Source organism: Halioxenophilus aromaticivorans (assembly GCF_042850945.1).
In the GTDB taxonomy this organism is placed as follows: Bacteria; Pseudomonadota; Gammaproteobacteria; order Pseudomonadales; family Cellvibrionaceae; genus Halioxenophilus; species Halioxenophilus aromaticivorans.
The window spans coordinates 3,824,166-3,842,729 of sequence record NZ_AP031496.1; the positions used below are offsets into that span (position 1 = coordinate 3,824,166).

Sequence of the window (18,564 nt, forward strand, 5' to 3'; positions counted from 1 at the left end):
AAGAATATACTGGTCAGCACTACAGCCGAAATTACCAGAAAAAATCGGACGAACAGACTTAGCATAATTTACGTGCGAAAAGGTACCCTTTGCCTCGAACGGTCCTTATATACTGAGAAGCTTGACCATGATCACCCAGTTTTCTGCGTAGCATACTTACTCGTTGGTCAACTGAGCGATCTGTACCGTTGTAATCCAGCCCACGCAGAGAGTTAAATAACGTATCTCGCTCCACGATAGAACCGGCGTTTTTCATCAACAACACCAAAAGATCGAACTCGGCATCGGTAACGTCAACCGGTTGGCCCGCTTTTGTAATGCTGCGATCCAGTACGTTAACTCGCAAATCCTGCGCGATGAGAAATTCATCACTTGGCGGAAGAGCTATTTCTTTGCATCGACGCAGCAATACATTGATTCGAGCGAGCAATATATGAGGCCGGAACGGCTTAATAATGTAGTCGTCAACGCCGGTATTGAGGGCTGAGACTTCGGTAAAGTCGTCATCCTGTGCGGTGAGCATTACGATTGGGCAATTTAAAGAGGTTCTTAGTCGGCGGCAAATCTCCAGGCCGCTCATACCAGGCAACATTAAATCCAAAATGACTAGGTCTACAGTGCGGCTGAGGATTTCACTAACAGCGTTATCCCCGGAGTACAATGTCGTTACGTCGAAGCCTTCGCTTGTAAGATAGGTGCTTACTAACTCTGACAATCTCTTGTCGTCTTCTACCAGTATCAACTGTTTTGCCATTTCTCTCCAACCCTGGAATCGACATTTACCAAGCACAGTTGTTAACAAATTAACAAACGTACATCAGCGCTTGCTTATTTTAAATTTATTTACAGTAGTTTTACTACGAAAATATTTCAAAAGCCGAAGTTTCAGCAACTAAACAAGCTTACGAGATTGTTTTCGACTGAAGAATTGTATTAGGAATGCGCGCTACGGGAAGGACTTGCCTGCTTTGTCAGTATTTGTTGTGTTCCGTAACTGGCCAGTATCGGAACCAATACTAGGGTGATCATGGTGGCGAATACTTCACCAAAGGCAAGCGAAACGGCAGCGGGAATCAGATACTGAGCTTGCTCTGACGATTCTAAAATTATTGGAGCAAGGCCAACAACCGTGGTGATCGTGGTTAGAAGGATCGGTCGAAATCGACTACAGGCCGCGGACATTACTGCTGCTTCATTACCAGCTCTTTTTTCAAGGTTAATGCGAGATATTAAAACCAAGCTATCGTTTACAACAATACCTGCGAGAGCCAGCATGCCAAAAAACGATAACAAACTCAGCGGAATGCCGATCAGTGCGTGACCAAGGGCCGCCCCCACAAAACCAAAGGGCACCACACTCATAATAATAAGCGGTTGCCAATACGACTTTAGCGGAATAGCCATTAATATATAAATTAAAAGGCAGGAGATAATCAGCGCTTTCCACAGAGAATCGCTGATTTCGTCCTCTTGCTGCAACTCACCGGCGGGCTCTAGGACAATATGGGAGTGAGACTTCGACCACTCCTCCAAATTACTCATCAGCGCTTGATAGACCTTGGGGGCCGAAGTCACGCTTTTATCAATGGACGCCTGGATGCTGGCACCGGCTTGGAAATCCTTGCGCCAAGACCAATGCGGCACATAGTGCGACTCCACCGTGGCTACGGATAGCAGCGGTACCCACGAATCATTGGGAAGAAGTATCTCCAACTCGTACAAATCGTTTAGCGTGTTGCGATTTTGCTCTGGGAACCGGGCGTAGGTTTTGACTTCGTCTGAGCCCCTTTGAAAGCGCTGAATTTCCACTCCGCCGTAGGCGTTACTTACCTGCCGGGTCAACATCTGCGTGTCTAACCCCAAAGCGATACCATTTTCATTCAGCGTTAAACGCAGCTCGGGTTTGCCCGACTGGACATTGCTCCAGGCGCTCACCACACCGGGAATTGCATTCAATTGATCAATCACAGCGGTGGCCGCAGGCAACAGTTCTTCACCGCCGGGACCGAATAAATCCAATTCGAACCCTCCTACTGCGTCAATTACACCGGAAAACTCCAGCTTAACCGCGCCTTCCAGCTCACCCGTTGCCTGCCGCCATTGATCGACGATTTCAAGCGTGGCCAAAGGCCTTGAATTGGGTGGGGTTAATTCCGCGTATATCTCAGTACTCGATGCGCCCACGACAGCAACCATCAGTTTTTCAATGGGCGGCCGATCCAAGGAGAACTCCTCTCCCCAGCGTTGGTTTAGTTGCTCCGCCGCAGCGACGATAGCGCGGGCGTTGGCCACCGTTTGGTCGTGATGAATGCGGCCGTCGGTCTCCATGGTAACGGTAATGATATTGCCGGGAATGTCCGGGAAAAACGTGGCTCGTATTAAACCCAGCGATACTAGGCTTGAAACCAAATAGCCGACGATAAAAAACACAGCAATGGTCTGCCATCGATGGGCGAGGCAGAACTCCAGCACCGGCCGATAGCACCGACCAATAAAACCTTGCAATCCGTTGTTAAGTGCCCGCTGCAGGGCGGCAAAGCGCCGCACCAAGCCAAACCGAGATTGGCTGCCATCGCCAATAGACGATTGGGCAAGATGACTGGGCAGAATAAACTTGCTCTCAATTAACGAAAATACCAAAGCGACAATAACCACCACCGCGAAACTGCCAAAGGCCTGGCCTAACGGGTCGGTAAATACCGTCATCGGATAAAACGCGGCTATGGTGGTGAGCACACCGAAAAGGGTTGGCATCATCACTTGGTGCACGCCCTGCTCTGTGCCTTTGATAGGATCGGGTAAACGTCCACGAGCGTCAAAAACACTCTCGCCCACCACGGCATCGTCGACTAAAATACCGAGCACTAAAATCATGCCAAAGGTGGTGATGTCGTTTAGCGAGTAATTAAAAACGCTGCTGCTCATCACGGCCACGGTGCCCGCCAAAGCCACAGGAATGCCCAGGGCCACCCAGAAAGCGAGCTTGGCATTTAAGAACAGCGCAAGCACCAGAAACACCAGAATTAGCCCTTGCCAGGCATTGGTGCTTAACATCGAGATTCGCTCCTGCGCAAATCCGCTTTGGTTTGCCCACACCGTGGCCTGAACGTGGCCGTTGAGGATATCGCTGGATTGGGCGATAACGTCATCCACGGCTTGGCTAAGGGCCAATAAATTACCATCGCTGCCTATGACAGCCTCAAAGCCGATGGCCTGCTGGCCTTGGAACTCAACCAAAACTTCTTGATCCTCAAAGCCGTCTCGTATGGTTGCGATATCGGCCAAGGTAACGACGCCGACTTGGGCGCCCCGGAATACGGGAATGGCCTCCAGTTGCCGCACATCTCGGGCGAGGTTGTCGGAGCGAACCTGTACCCTACCCGCCTGCCCTTTGAGTTCTCCAGTACGGTATTCCAACGAGCTCTGCTGTACCAGCTGAGCGATGTCATCCAGGGTCAGTTGGTAGGATTTAAGTGTCTCTGGCGGTATTTCAATGATGATTTCGCGCTGCTTTAACCCCCATTGGTTAAGCTGGGCAATTTCTGGTCGCGCTAACAGGCGTTGTTTTAACATCGTCGCAGATTTTTGCAGCTCATGGGGGCCAACGTTGCCGTACACCTGTACGATCAAGGCTGGGTAGTTGAACTCCGCCCGCCGCACCTGCGGCCGCTCGGCCAAACTTGGCAAGGTGGTGATGTTGTCGATACGCAGCTTTACGTCTTCGATCAGCCGCTCTAGCTCATAGTGATCCTGGCGCTGAACGTAAACCGTGGCATAGCCCTGGGCAGAAATACTGGACACCGTTTTAGCGCCGGGTAGCCCTTCCAGGGCTTCTTCCAAACTGCGTGTGACGGACTCTTCTATCTGCTGGGCGCTGGCGCCAACTTGCACAACGGTGATTTCCACGGTATCCGGCGGCAACCTTGGAAAGCCCTCAATCCGAACATCCATCAACGCCACCGCACCAGCCGCGAGAATAAGCAGCATCAGCATGTTGGCGGCAACGGAGTTGCGAATAAATAAGCCGACCAGTGCATTCATGGCGTGGTAGAGCCCTGTACGGCCAAGGTTTCTTCAGCGGTATTCGGCATCAGCTCTTCCACCGGCTGGCCCACGGTGAATCTCGCTTGAGGAAAGCGAACCACCCGAATGGGCTCTTGCTGATCGAATGGCGAGTGACGATCGATCACCAACACATTGTGGTCCGCAGTGAGGAGCTCTACCGGCTCCTTGGCCAAGCGGCCCTGGTCATCAATTAGCCAGATATGAGAGTCTCTGGTAAAAGCGGATTCCGGCAGGCGCCAAACTTTGTGCAACGTTCGGCCGGGTAACGTCACCTTAACCAAACGGCCGGGCAGCATGACGGCATACTGATTGGTTGTTAGGGTGTTGGGTAACAGGCGGCTGGCGTCACTGTCGGCTTGCGCAACCACGGAGTCGCCGGCCAGTGATTGCTCTACATCCACATCGATGTAGACATTGCGTAGTTGCGTGTCGGATTCCACAAACAGCCCGGTAGAGCGGATTTTTGCCGGCAGCTTTTGCTCCGCGCCGGGCAGTTCAACGTAGGCTAAACTCTGCTCGGGCTCAGCTTCCAGCAATGCCCACTGACGCTCGGTTAACTGGGCCGTAATCTGGTACTGCCCCACGGACATAACGCGGCCCAATAATTGGCCCACACTGACCGTTTCGCCGGGGTCGATATCCCGCGTTACCACGGTGCCTTTGTAGGGGGCTCTGACGGTGGCGTAGGACAGTAATCGCTGAGCCCGCTTTAGGTTTTGCTGCGCCGCAGTGACGTTTAACTTGGCGGCGTTGAGTTGCGGTTCTCGAAACACCAACGGTGAGTAAGGTTTTTTATTTTTGCTGGTCTTAGCCCACTCACGCCGCGCTTGCTGAACCTCTCGCTCCTCTTTTAATAAGTCTATCTTTGCTTGCGAAAGCGTATACTTGGCGTTGGCCACCTCAGCCCGCAATTCGCTGTCTTCTATGCGGATCAATACGGTGCCGGCATCAACTAAGTTGCCTTCGGTAAATGCGGGCTCCACCGAGGCCACACGGCCATCGACCAAACTACTGAGCTCGCTGTCGTACAGCGGTTCTATACGCGCCAGGGTTTCTATTTCTACGTTGTGTTCAACCGGATTGAGCTCAACCACGGAAACTTTGAGCGGGCCCTTTTTAAGCACGTTTGTAGTACTGGCCTGTTGTTGTTTTTCCAGCTCGTCGACCACCACCAATACGGTAAAGCCAAGCAACACCACGCCAATGGTGACAGCAAACCTTTTGATGTAGCGCGTCCATCGCTTCATAACAAAACAACCCTAAAACTTTACTTTTCAGCCACATCCAAACCGTGGTCAAAGGCTAGCCGGCTTGGCAGCAGCGACATCAAATAACAGTAGCAGCCTGCCCAGCTTCTGAAGAGGCAGGCGATAAGTTTTTGGCTATCCCGTTGCTGCCATGGTGGCTGTCTGCTTGATCGTTTTCCCACGATACTATTTTTCCCTCTTCGCACTTAAGAATGCGATCGGCGTGGTGAAAGTAATTGTCATCGTGGGTAATGACGATAAGCACTTTACCCTTTGCTTTTAGTTCTGGCAGAATTTGCTCGTAAAACACGCGTTTAAACACCGGGTCTTGGTCAGCCGCCCATTCGTCCAACACTATAATGGGTTTGTCTTCACACAACACATGCAACAACGCCAAACGCTTACGCTGCCCCTGGCTTAAATCCAATTGACTGAGGCGAGATTCGCTGTCGACTTTAATTTTTGGCGCAAGGCCAAAGCGTTGCAGCCAACGTTGAACAAACGCAATATCCCCAGGATCACCCTTAGCATCCACCACCTGTTCATAGAGGTAAAAATCCGCGCTTATAAGCGCAAAGTGTTCTCTGAAGGCGACAATATTGTCGCGGGTTACCGACACGCCTCCGAGAGCAATATTACCACTGCTGGCCGGATACAACCCGGAAAGCACCTTAATAAGCGTGGATTTACCACTGCCGTTACCACCGATGATATAAGTTAATTGGCCTGGGCAGAATTCCACATCAATGGGACCCAAGCTAAAAGTCTGCTCTCCACTGTCATTTTTTTTACTGTAGGTATAGCCTACATTGTTTAACACCAAACCTTGCTCGCCACGCAGATTATTGCTTATGCCGTCAACCGCAAATTTATTACCGATGTTTGCGTCTGCTAAATCATCAAAAGGATTATTTAAAGCCGGCTTTAAATTAAGCTTGTCGATTTTTTCAAAGGCCACCTGAGCCTCGACAATCTCGTCTGCACTTTTGATAATAATTTCTATGGGCTCCAGCATAAATAACATAGTCATCACAAAGGCCACGACCACTTCAGTGGTGAGATCAAAATACGCAGCGGAGAAAAACACAATGCCACCCAAAATGACGAAGAGCGCCACCTGCGCCCACTGCTCCATTAGAGCAAGCACGCTTAACACGTTGCGCGTTCTAGCTCGCATACCAGCCAATGTCTGTAACACACTTTGGCCGTAGGCCCGTCGGCGGTTCTGACTAAGGGCCATTTCTTTAGCACCCAACACCAAGCACTGATAGTTGCCCATCATGGTATCGATTAGCTCACGCAGTTCGACCCGCTGTTGCTTTGTACTTAACACCAGTAAGGTGATACCCACGCCTATGACGACTATGCCAACACACACTATTGCGAACAAACCGGGCGATAAATAGGCCATAAAGGCCAATCCACAAAGCACGATTGCTATATTGATAAATAGCACCGGTAACACATGGAAGAACTTAACCGCTTTTTCGATATCCTCCGATAGTGTGGCAACCACCTTAGATAACCCTAGGGACTCCAATTGCGCTAGGGGAGTGGCCGCCACTCGGCCCACCATCACTTCCTGGATATCGAAAATGACTTTAGCGTAGAGCGAGGAGCGAATTAATTCTGTAATCAAACCTAGTACAAACAACACGCTGATGACACTAAAGAACCAGCCGGCTCCGAAGCTCATATCATCCAAACCATTACCGATGGCATCACTGATGATGGCCACAACCATCATGCTGGTCATTCCCAACAATACGCTCATCGGTACAGTGATTAACAGGTACCATTTATACTTTAAATACAATTGCTTTAGCATAAGATCGCCTCAACAGGGCAGACAGGCTTAGTAATACCCATTCACAACCTACAGCCGACTTGCTCAGCGCGATGGCCAAGATAAGGGCAAAGAGAATGAGTATTAATTCGTTATAACGTAAAAGGATCTGACTCGGGTAAAAACGGAAACTGGCTCCGAATCCCGGTCAATGCGGTTTTATCTAACTGAGTAAAATGCACCGACTCTTGGTGGCTCAGGTGAACCTGGCATCGGCCCATGGCGTCAACCACCTGGCTGTCACCACTGTAAGAAAAATCATTGCCATCAATACCCACTCGGTTCACCGCCACCACATAGGCCTGATTTTCGATGGCTCTAGCACGCAGTAACGCCATCCAGTGTTCACGCCTAGACTCTGGCCAACTGGCCACAAACAAAGCGGCATCGTAGAATTGCTGTTCAGTATTTCTACACCAGGCGGGGAACCGCAGGTCGAAGCAAATAAAACTGGCGAACTTCCATCCATAGACATCCACCACACACTGACGATCGCCAGCAGAGTAATTGTGGTGCTCCCCGGCAAAGGTAAACAGGTGCTTTTTGTCATAGGTGACGGTGCTGCCGTCGGGAAAAACCCAAAATAGACGATTGTAATATTTATCCTCATCCTGGGTGACCACACTACCCACCAACACACAGTCCAACCTGGCAGATTGTTGCTGCATCCAGGTTACGGTTGCACCGTCGCTGCTCTGGGCTACCTTACCCGGCGATTGAGTAAAACCGCTGCTGAACATTTCTGGTAACACCACCAAGTCAACATCCGTGGTCAACGAGGACAATAAACCATCGTAATAACGCTGGTTAGCCGGCCAATCTTCCCAGACTGGGTCGGCCTGAACCAACGCTACATTTAAGCGTTCTTTAATGGGTAGCGACTGGCCAATCATAACCACTCCTGTAATGATTAGTTTTCGGTATTAACGGTGGATGTTGGACGCAAGGCGTATTTACCGTCGGAGTCCTCGCCCTGCTCTTTAATTAACCAAATACCGCTGTCATCTTGTGCAAACCATTGCTCCGTGCGTTTGCGCTTTGATTTCATCGCTAATCTAAGGCAGTCCAGTCGCTGGCCCTGCACCTCAAGCTCGGCACTATCGAGCTGCGTTACGGCGGTTTTTTTAATTTTAAAATCGTTCAAGTCCAATATTTTTAAAGTCGCCTCGGTAACGCCTCGGCTTAGGTAACGATTAGCAAACACCCAACCAATACTCAATGACGTCGCATCGTACTCCCCGGGCGGCAATAAAGCCGTGAAATTATCACTTTTTTTATCACCGGTAGCGTTAATATCCAACCCTTCAGCCGTCGCCTGAGCAACAATGGTTGACTCACGGTCGTTCTCGTTGGATTGCCCCTGATAATAAATCACCGCGGAGTCTTCAATAATCAGTTCTTCGTGTGCCTCCAGGGCATAATCGCCCCAGAAACTCTCTACCTCGATATTGATATCAGTGACTATGGCCACTCTTGCCAAGCCGGCTTTTGTAGTGGAGCGTCGACGAATGCTATGCACCTTGCCAACCACCTTTTCCTTGTCGCCACTGAGAATTTCCAGCCGGTGCTCATTGGTAAAGTGAATCTGAGCCTCTTGTGGCATTTGCTGTAATGTTTCTGATTCCATGTTTTGACCGTAAATAGTGGTTGCAAACTGAATGGCTGCGCAAGCGCTAACGCTGGCCGATGAAGTAATCCTCATCGTCGTCATCGTCTTGGGAAAGGATTTCTGCCTGCGGGCCTTGGCTGGCCACGCTATTGATCCACCCTCTTTGCTCGCAGTAATCCAAATACCGATTCATAATCGTTTGATCGAAATCTGGGTACTGGACAAAGGTTCCTGCCAATAACCCAGTAATGGCACTGGTGTCCCAGCGACCTTTCTCGGTAAGGTCTAAATCTTCAAATTCATTCATCAGCATGCCAGCAAAATCGGTGAACATAGATCGATAGACCTTGCCATCACGCATAATTCGAGTGTCTTTGATGGCCGAAAAGTAGTCTTCACTGGGGACTTCATCAATCCGGTAGCCTTTATTCCGAACCCCTTGAACCAACTGGTTGTAAGTGATCGGTGCGCGGCTGGTGAGGTGGTAGGTTTGGTGATTGGTTTGGTGAATATTCAAACCGACAAACAGAGTGGCCTGAGAGACATAGTCCACCGGTGAAATATCGAAATTCTCTTCTGACGTGTAGGTAAGGCCAGTTTCTACTAAGGTTTTGATAATTTCGTAATAGATGCCTTTAACCTTGGTTTCAAACAGGGGGTAGGCCCCGGTTTGACTGTCGCCCCAAATATTACCCGGCCGCACAATGGCCCAATTAAGGCCTCTCTCGGAAGCATTATGAATCAGCGTTTCCGCCTCAAATTTAGAACGTTCGTAGTTTAAATCGGGGAAGTTTTGGCCGCGATCTAGCTCCGTTTCCAACATGGTTACGTCGTGATACAGATCATCGCCAATGACGCTAAAACTAGACACAAATATCAGCGGAATCTGTCCACAGAGGCAAAACTCAACCATGGTTGCCACGGCATCGACGTTGGTTGGTTTTAACTTTTTAAACGACGCAATTAAACTCACATTGGCGGCGCAGTGATAGACGATATCTGTAGATTCCGTAAGCTCCTGGTAAACGTCCTCCGCTAGACCAAATTGAGGCTCTATCAAATTACCGAGTACCGGCACAATTCGCCAGCGCTGATCTTTGCTGTCCTGGACCGTATCGTATACATCCACCAAAGCATTGATTCTTTCGGCGGCGTCAGCGGCTGACTTAGCTCGACTTAAACAGTACACCATGGCATCCGTGGTGCGTAACATTTCTAACAGCAGGCGTGCGCCCATTACACCTGTGGCACCGGTCATAAAGATATTGTTAACCGAAGTTTTGCCTTGATAACTCATTCCAGCAATACACCTATGTTTTATTAAATTTGGCCCACTCGCATACCACCGTCCATTTCAATGACCGTGCCATTGATAAATGTGGTTTTACAGGTAGCGAGAAAGGTAACAACCTCAGCGATATCCTCCGGCGTGCCAAAACGGCCACTGGGTACCATCGACTTTTCCAATTTGCTGGCGTTTTCGGAAGCCGAAGCCTTCTCGACATTAATAAACTGGCCAAACATATTGGTTTTACAGATTCCCGGTGCAACCGCGGTGACCACGATATTCAGCGGCCCAAGCTCACGCGCCCAGGATTCGGAGGCCTTGATAAGACCGGCTTTGGAGGCGGCGTAGGCAGAGCCACCCGAGGCTCCCCAAACACCGGCGATAGAGGCGATGTTTATAATGCGGCCGTAGCGCTGCTTGGCCATTTTACGAGACAGCACCGAAGTACAGTTAAAACAGCCCTTGAGGTTAACATCAAAAATTTTATCCGCCGCCGGAGGCCCGGTGTCTTGTAAGCAGTAGTTTTTTTCTAAAATCCCGGCGTTGTTCACCAAAACATTGATGTTTTCGCCCACATTGGCCTGGATGGTATCGGCCACCGCTTGCACTTGGGTGATGTCGCATACATCCATCACCATGTACGTGTAGCGTGATGACGCACCAAGGTGTTCTGACAGTGCCTCTAAACGCTGCTGGCTGATATCAGCCAGCACCACGTGATAACCGACATCGTGCAGTGATCTGCCAATGGCGCTACCAAAACCACCGGCGGCACCCGTTACCAACGCTACCTGCTTGCTCACGCACTGGCCTCTTCTTTAAATGCCAGGTCGATCATTTTTTTGGCTTCGGTCAGTGAATCGTGAATTCGATCGGCAAAGAAATCCACATCGCTTTCGTTCAACATTAGGTTGGGATACAAACGCGATAACGGCGAGAACTGCAGACCAAAACGTTTGGACACCTCTCGGATGATGACATCGCCGAATTTGGTTTTATCGGTATAACCTTCCGACCGATCAACCAACTGACCTTGGGAGTGATAAACCAAAGCGGTTGGCATACCTTGGACAACCATTTCCATGCCCACGTCCACGGCGGCGCGGACAAATACGTTGGAGATTTTGCCCATCAATCCGCCCATGCGCTCATAACAGCCTGGGTCATTCTCAACAATCTCATAGGTCGCTTGCACCGCAGCCAGCCCCAGTGGATACCCGTTAAAGGTACCCGCATGGATAACACCGCCTTTGGTGTAGAGGTTCATAAGGTCTTTTTGCCCGGCTATCAAGGAGATTGGCATAGAACCGCCACCGAGCGCTTTGGCGAATACCGATAAGTGCGGTGTAACGCCTAGGATTTTTTGTGCCCCACCCAAGCTAACTCGAACACCGGTAATGACCTCGTCGAATATAAGGACGACATTGTATCTTTCGCACAGCTCCTTGGCCTGCTGTAGATACCCGGCGCGCGGTAAAATACCACCGCCGTTCATACAAATGGGCTCCATTAATACCGCCGCTATTTGGTCGCCGAAACTGCGCAGGGTATTTTCTAGGGCGTTAATGTCGTTCCAGGGCAGAATAAAGGATTGCTCCTGCAAGATGCCATCCGCGCGGCCTTTTGTGTCCATCAAATCGCCACGGTACATTTCTGGTACAGGCCAGGACAGATCCTGCGGTTTGCGCCCGCCCATCACGTTATCGGCATTACCGTGATAATGCCCCTGGAAGCGAACAAACCGGTTTTTACCGGTGTAGGCGCGCGCTAAGCGCAACGCATTTTGTACCGCCTCGGTTCCGCTCAGTGCAAAGCGAACCATCTCTGCGCAGGGGATATGACGAGATAAGGTTGAACACACTTCGTATTCCAAGTCACAGGTATCGACTGACGTGACCTTGTCCATGTATTTACGTAATGCCGTCATGTAGTCGGGATTATTATGACCCACAAACATAGCACCAAACTTGGCAAACAAATCCAAATGTTCGTTGCCGTCTAAATCCCACACCCTTGAGCCTCGGCCTTTATTAAAAGGGATCACCAACGGGCGTTCTGGGTCGGCAAAATTATAGTGGGCTCCGCCCGGCAACAAGTCCCAGGTTTTTTTGTAGTACGCTTTAGACTCTTTTAAATTAAGCTTGGTTGTTGCTTCGGTTACTGTAGACATCGCCGTGTTTCCTTCTAAAGGTTGCGTGGGGTTGCCATGATGCTCACTTGCGGGCGTTGGGCCAAAGCTGTATTGGAGTGAACCAACCAGCTCTTTTATTTTGCTAACAGATAGTACGGGGCTAGCCGCCAACGCCGGCGGCACTATTACGCCCAAATTCTTTAACACCGCGACCCGCGCGAGGTAGGCCGCACCAAACATAATATTCTCAGCAATGGCCACCACGGAGCGAGTTTTTTCCATGCTGCTACCTTGCAACCATTGGTTACAGGTCCCCATGGCTGGGCCACACCAAATTTGATAATCCACTTTGCGCTCGTCGTTGCCTTCAATGGCCCACTTCGATGACTGCCCAAGGTACCACTGGAACACCAACGCCATTTTCTTTTTGGCATTGGCTTCGGCCTTGGCGACGATATCCTGCATATTACGGGACTCGAAAAACGCTTTGGTGTCCGCCCATACAGCTGCCAGCGGTTGGCCAAATACGGTTTTTTCTAACACCGAGGTTTCTTTCTCCGGCAGCGCCTCCATAGACTCGTACTGTTTGTATAAGCTATACAGCTTTTGTGCGCGTACGCCGTACATGGAGTTGGCTTTTAACACCTGAACTTTAGCGCCCAGTTCGAACATATCCGCCGAAGGCGCCGACACAACGTCGGTGACAGTGGCGGCTTTTAGCAGCTCACGAGCAGTCTCGGAGGTGCCTGATTCTTCGCAGGCCTGGTTAATTGAACCGGTAACAATATAATCCGCGCCCATAGCAAAGGCAGCCCAGGCACCCTCCGGTGAACCGATACCGCCAGCCGCCCCCACTCTGGGAGCCTCCGGGTAGTTTTGCTGCGAAGTTATTTGATTACGCAGGGCCACTATCTCAGGGAAGATACAAGACAGCACACCGTGGTCGGTGTGGCCGCCGGAATCCGACTCCACGGTAATGTCATCAGCCATGGGCACTGATTTGGCTAGGGCCATCTGTTGTTCAGTGACTAGGCCTGCTTTTGCTAACTTGGATATCAATTTCTCCGGTGGTGGCATTAAGAAGTTTTTGGCCACCTCCGCCCGAGATACCTTAGCGATAATTTTGTTATCGCTTACTACCCGGCCATCTTCTAACTGCCTTAAGCCAGCAACCCGGTAATACACTAATGCAGCGGATAAATTAATATAGGCGGATGCCTCAACTAACTTTACGCCTTTGTTAAGGCAATGTTCTACACACTCCATTTCCCAGGTTGGGTGGCCAGGATTGTGCAAAAGGTTTATCGCGTAGCGTTTTTCTGGCAAAGCCTGATTGAGTTCATCAATAGCGTCTGCCACTCGCTGGGCAGATAATCCACCAGCACCAAAAGACGATAAAATACCCGCCTGGCCCAGAGCAATAACCATAGCAACGGAGTTAATACCGTTGGCCATGGCACCAGCATAATAGGGATAACGTGTGTTATAGGCCTGGCAGAAGGTTGCGTTACCAAGATTCATGGGTGCCAGTGAGTTGATCATACCCAGGCAACCAATACCGTCGTCATCCACGGCAGCCAGTCGGCCGCGCTCTTCCAACACAACGTTGCCGTTAATATTAAGCACGTAGAGCGGCGTTTGCAGGCTTTGCAATAACCGCCGGACTTCCGCTTCGGTTTGATAAACATCGCGTGGTGCGCCTTCCCACACAAATGTCTGGTTGCCCTGCGCCACCGAAAGTTGCAATACCGATTGTTTCATAGGTGTCTCTAACCTTTAATAATGTCTATTCTTCGCCGCTGGTAAAACGCATGCCTAAGTTGTCACAAATGCCGATGACTTTATCTCGGTAGAGTGTTTCGGCAATTACATGCAATGATATTTCAGTTATGTCGCTGGCGGTGTTTTTCTGTACTGAAAAGTCTTTCACCGACAGTCGATAGCGCAGCTTGTCAACGGCACACTTCACCTCACCGCGAAACTTGGCGCTGTAGTGGTGATCTTTAAGTAGCGACGCTTTGAGGTGCGTTAAACTGTGAATACCAAGATAATAGGAATAAAAGCGTAGTACTTGCTCTGCGCCCTCCACAATCAAGGTGCCTGGTAGTACTGGGTCATTTTTGAAATGGGCTTTAAATGCCCAATGGCTGGGGTCGATATCACGTTCACCAATGATTTGACCCAACCCCCAAGCGCCACCGGTTTGGTCTACCTGTAGAATTCGGTCTAACATTTTCGATTGTGTAGCGTATAAGCCAGGGACTTTCGCGTACCCAAAGCCTTGACCAAAACACGCGGCCAAATCACCTCGTTGTACCGCTTCAATATCGCCGCTGCTGAATTGAGTTTTTTGACATCGCAAAATGGGTGCGGGTGCAGCGTTAGACTGGGCACTGGCAAATAACTTTTTGGTGTCGAGGTTTTTTGATTTTTCAATATCTTTTAATGGGAAAAACCCGGAGGTAGCGGTCAATTTAAAACAGTGCCGCTCACCGACATAACCATCGTATTCATAGTTAATCAGAATATTTTTGCCCACCTTGGTGAACGAGTGAATTTGAACTCGTCCTTTTAATACCTCACCGGCTTTTGGCATGGGGCTAAAAATTTCGGTTTTGCTGTCGATTGCCCGATATCGTAACTCCCCCTTAAACATTTGATCGCAACCAATGTAGGTGAAGGCAACAATCATGGCGTGGGAGGATTCTAGGCTTACAAACGCTGGCACGGAGCCGTGATAAACAAACCAATCCTGCGGGTGTAAATCGTACTCCCATTGAATCTCGCAGGGTTCCAGCTTACCGGGTTGGGCGGTAAGTTTTGTAATGCGAGATACAAACATATAGGGTGGCGAAGGCATGCGAGTGCGTATGGCGTAGGTGTCAGCTTCGGCATAGTCCGGGCCTAAAACCTTCGCCACCGAACCGTTAGTGATCTCTACTAACTGACGTTCGTTTAACAGACATGAGGGATTGTACAATTGTTCCAGAGGCACCGCCGCAGGCCGTGCTGCCACAGGCTGTGTCATGCCATGAGCTGCCGTCAATTGCGCAGTATTAGGCTGCAAGTTGTTGCTTTGAGCCACGCCGTTTCGGCTCATGGCCGCCCCCCAAGCGTCACCTCGCAACATCGAGGCGACACGATTGTAAAATCGCTGTTCAACTTGCAAATACTGGAGGTGTGTCGCTTCCGCACGTTGAAATTCGGCCTGGGACAAACGAGCCAACTGCTGCTGGAACGCCTCAGGTTGTGACTTAGCCGCTTGCCCGTTGGCAGCAACCATCTGGCTGGGCTCAGCCTGATAACTTGGTACTGTTACAGTTTCCGGGCTGGCTTGCAAAATCGGTTGTGAATTCGATTGAGAGATTGGTTTCGAGATCGGCTGTGAGATCGACTGCGCCACGGACTTTGCTATTGGCTCAAGCCCAAGTGCCCGGCGATTGTCGTCATTAACAATCTTGTCGGCGATGGTTTTATCGCCACCAATATAAATGGTCTTCAACAACGACCGCTGTTGCGCTCCGGAGTCAAAGCGTTGCTCACTTAAGGCTTTATATTGAGACGCCTTAGCGGCACTTAGGATCATGTGCGCATAGCAATAGTCGGCACCTAAGCTGTTTATCGCCGCGTATCGGCCCTGGCCTTTAGTTGGCCAATCTGAGGACTGTTGTAAAACCTGCAAGCCGGAGCCATCGTTGAGCTGAGGATACTTTGCCCCCTGCCAGTTCGGTGTACCCGGCAAATATCCCTGGGCCAAACATAGACAGGTTTTTAACAAACTGGCCATGCCGGAAGCACTGCCGGTATGGCCGTAATTCGCTTTGACCGAGCCAACGGTCATGGGCCGCGCAGGGCATGCGTATAATTCAGCCAGTGCCGTTACTTCAGCACTGTCCTCTCGGCTGTAGCCACTGGCATGAGCTTCAACGTAACTAATATCCGCCGCTGCCACACCGGCCTGCTCCTGTGCTTGCCTAGCGGTGGCGATGATCTCTTCGACCTGCGGGATAAAGTCGCTGTTGGATGACTGTTGGCTATGTTCAATGGCTAGGCCATCAATGTTGGCATAGACCGCGGCGTTGTCTCGCTCGGCATCTTGCGCACGCCGTAGCACAACCACGCCGCCGCCCTCGCCAACATTTGCGCCGTTGCTATCGATACCAAAAGACAAACTAAAATTACCAGTATTAGGCGCAGCTTGGCCGGTGTGGTAAATATTTTCAAACCCACCACAAAAACTGCCGCTGCCCACAATAACCGCCTCCACTTCGCTCAGCGAAAGTAAAAACTGAGCCAGCTCAATGGCCCGGAATACTGAATTTTCTTGCGCAAAAATAGACAGTGCCGGGCCATTTAATCCTAAGGAAGCAGAGATGCGGCTGGCTACCACATTATTGATTCCCCCGGTAATACCTTCAGCGTAGGGTTCGGGGAATAGGCTGTCTTTGACAATAGATTCCAGCGTTGCAGTTTGCTCTGCGGATAAATCAATACCGGACTTTTGCAGACTGTCTCTCACCTGCCAAGCAGCTTCGTTACGCGCTTGATAACGGTAGCAGAGGTAGTCGTTATCTGAAGCAACAATAACGGCAATGTTACGTCTTTCTTTCCCAGGTTGAAAACCCGCATCTTTGTATGCGGCCGCTGCCAGCTGCATCAACCACATGTGTGATAACAAATGCATACCAGCCACATTGGGTGGCAACTTAAATTGCTTACAATCGAAATCAAACTTTTCGATATAGGCCCCAAGCGGCGCATCGGCCAGGCCGTTGGGTATCAGTAAGTCAGGGCGTTGCTGCAAGCCTGACCAGCGCGTTGGTGGTAATTCGTCGGCCACACAGGCTGAATTTTTTAACACCTCGTTAAATTGGCTGATGCTACTGGTGCTGGCCATACCAACACCCATACCCACGACTGCCAATGGCATAAAACTGTTGCTTTGGTCAGCTGCAGATAATTCCGCTACCAGCTCTTGGCCAGGGCGGAATTCACGTACCACCATGTGGCCATTCACACCACCAAAACCAAATGCGTTTATACCGGCTCTTTTATAGCCGCGCTGTTGGTGACTTGGCCAGTCAGTGGTTTCGCGCACAACGTTATCGGCGGTTAACTTACCCTGCTTGGTGGCCACCATATCCTGCAATTGTACGGTGCCGGGAATGACGTCGTGCTGCATGGCCAGTAATATTTTCATTAAACTGGCCATGCCCGATGCTGTGAGCATATGGCCAATATTACCTTTGTTGGCACCGATCAAAGGCAACTGCCCGTGCTCTGTAAAAAACCGTTCAACGGAATTTAATTCTACCTGATCGCCCACGGGCGTTCCCGTAGCATGGCACTCAAGGTAGTCGACATCGGCGCCCTCGTTGGCTGCATTTTGCCCATAGGCTCGCTGCAAAGCCAACATTTGGCCTTCGTGGTCGGGCACCAATATGTGCTTGGCGCCACCATCGTTAGACAGGCCAATGGACTCAATCACGCCGTAAATTTGGTTGCCGTCGGCCACGGCATCACGCAATCGTTTTAACGCTACAACGCCAGCGCCCTCACCGGCCTTGAGTCCGTCGGAGTTGCGATCAAAAGGAATGGAGTCTTTGCCGGTATCAGGAAATGCCTGCAGAATATTAAAGCCGTGGTCTATATAGATATGATCGGCGTGGCAAACGGCCCCGGTGAGCATGACATCGGCTTTGTTGGTTTGCAGGTAGAAGCTGGCCAGTTGCATGGCATAAATGGCCGATGAGCAGGCGGCGTCCAAGGTGTAACTTGGGCCTTTAATACCCAGAGCCTCGGCCGCCAGGATGCCGTTCAAGCTTGCGGTGGATAAATTTTTATCGCTAATTCCCTCCGCCGGCCAGTAGTTGGCGAAACTAAATCTATCGTCGCCTAACAGTTGTTGGATATAGGGTTCGAGTATTTGGCTGTACAACCGGTTACTTAGCTGTTTTCCCAAATGGGTGGGCATGCCGATATTGCCTAATAGCAAACCGCAGCGGCTAGCCTCCCTAGCGGTGATATGAGCATCGTTGTACGCCGCTTTGGCTGCGTACATCGTCCATTTAAACAGATTATCCAAGCTGCCAATAAACTGGGACGCCAGTTGAAATTCGCTGGCATCGAAATCAAAACCGCGCACATGACCATTTTTATGGTAGTGAATTTTATCTATGGTACCGGCTTTCTCAGCAAAATAATAAGCGGGGTCTACACCAATAAGGTCTTCGGTCAGGGCGCTGGAGACATCCTTTTGCGCCAGTAAATTCTGCCAATATTGCGCGGGGGTGTCGGCGCCTGGGAATAAACATCCCATGCCAACAATAGCGATAGGTTCCATAAATCGGCTCTAAAAACGTTTAACTCGATAATATC

General features: G+C 50.4%; 10 protein-coding genes. All 10 read right to left on the reverse strand.

Annotation, left to right across the window (positions count from 1 at the left end):
• Positions 1-58: 58 nt before the first annotated feature.
• The 10 genes from ACGHM3_RS16410 to ACGHM3_RS16455 all read right to left on the reverse strand — a co-directional run bounded on the left by ACGHM3_RS16410 (position 59) and on the right by ACGHM3_RS16455 (position 18,529).
• On the reverse strand, positions 59-754 hold the full coding sequence (locus ACGHM3_RS16410) for a response regulator transcription factor (protein WP_345425138.1): 696 nt from the start codon (positions 752-754) through the stop codon (positions 59-61).
• A 179-nt stretch (positions 755-933) separates the two neighbouring features.
• Positions 934-4,041 (reverse strand): efflux RND transporter permease subunit, encoded by a 3,108-nt coding sequence (locus tag ACGHM3_RS16415; RefSeq protein WP_345425141.1) that lies wholly within the window; start codon positions 4,039-4,041, stop codon positions 934-936.
• Positions 4,038-5,312, reverse strand: a complete 1,275-nt coding sequence (locus tag ACGHM3_RS16420) for an efflux RND transporter periplasmic adaptor subunit (protein WP_345425144.1) — start codon at positions 5,310-5,312, stop codon at positions 4,038-4,040. The genes ACGHM3_RS16415 and ACGHM3_RS16420 overlap by 4 nt, the downstream gene beginning before the upstream one ends.
• A 79-nt stretch (positions 5,313-5,391) precedes the next feature.
• Positions 5,392-7,140, reverse strand: coding sequence for a cyclic peptide export ABC transporter (locus ACGHM3_RS16425; RefSeq protein ID WP_345425149.1), 1,749 nt, complete (start codon positions 7,138-7,140; stop codon positions 5,392-5,394).
• Between the two features lie 110 nt (positions 7,141-7,250).
• Entirely contained in the window at positions 7,251-8,051 is an 801-nt protein-coding gene (locus ACGHM3_RS16430; RefSeq protein ID WP_345425152.1) for a nitrilase-related carbon-nitrogen hydrolase, read from the reverse strand.
• Positions 8,052-8,068: 17 nt separating this feature from the next.
• Complete coding sequence (locus tag ACGHM3_RS16435; protein ID WP_345425155.1) at positions 8,069-8,785, reverse strand: hypothetical protein; 717 nt, start codon at positions 8,783-8,785, stop codon at positions 8,069-8,071.
• A gap of 46 nt (positions 8,786-8,831) precedes the next feature.
• Entirely contained in the window at positions 8,832-10,064 is a 1,233-nt protein-coding gene (locus ACGHM3_RS16440) for a thioester reductase domain-containing protein (RefSeq protein ID WP_345425158.1), read from the reverse strand.
• A 23-nt stretch (positions 10,065-10,087) separates the two neighbouring features.
• Positions 10,088-10,858: an SDR family NAD(P)-dependent oxidoreductase gene (locus tag ACGHM3_RS16445; RefSeq protein WP_345425161.1), complete on the reverse strand. Its 771-nt coding sequence runs from the start codon at positions 10,856-10,858 to the stop codon at positions 10,088-10,090.
• Positions 10,855-13,947, reverse strand: a complete 3,093-nt coding sequence (locus ACGHM3_RS16450) for a PfaD family polyunsaturated fatty acid/polyketide biosynthesis protein (protein WP_345425164.1) — start codon at positions 13,945-13,947, stop codon at positions 10,855-10,857. Before ACGHM3_RS16450 ends, ACGHM3_RS16445 begins: the two co-directional genes overlap by 4 nt.
• Before the next feature lie 25 nt (positions 13,948-13,972).
• Positions 13,973-18,529 (reverse strand): beta-ketoacyl synthase N-terminal-like domain-containing protein, encoded by a 4,557-nt coding sequence (locus ACGHM3_RS16455; RefSeq protein WP_345425167.1) that lies wholly within the window; start codon positions 18,527-18,529, stop codon positions 13,973-13,975.
• Between the last annotated feature and the right edge of the window lie 35 nt (positions 18,530-18,564).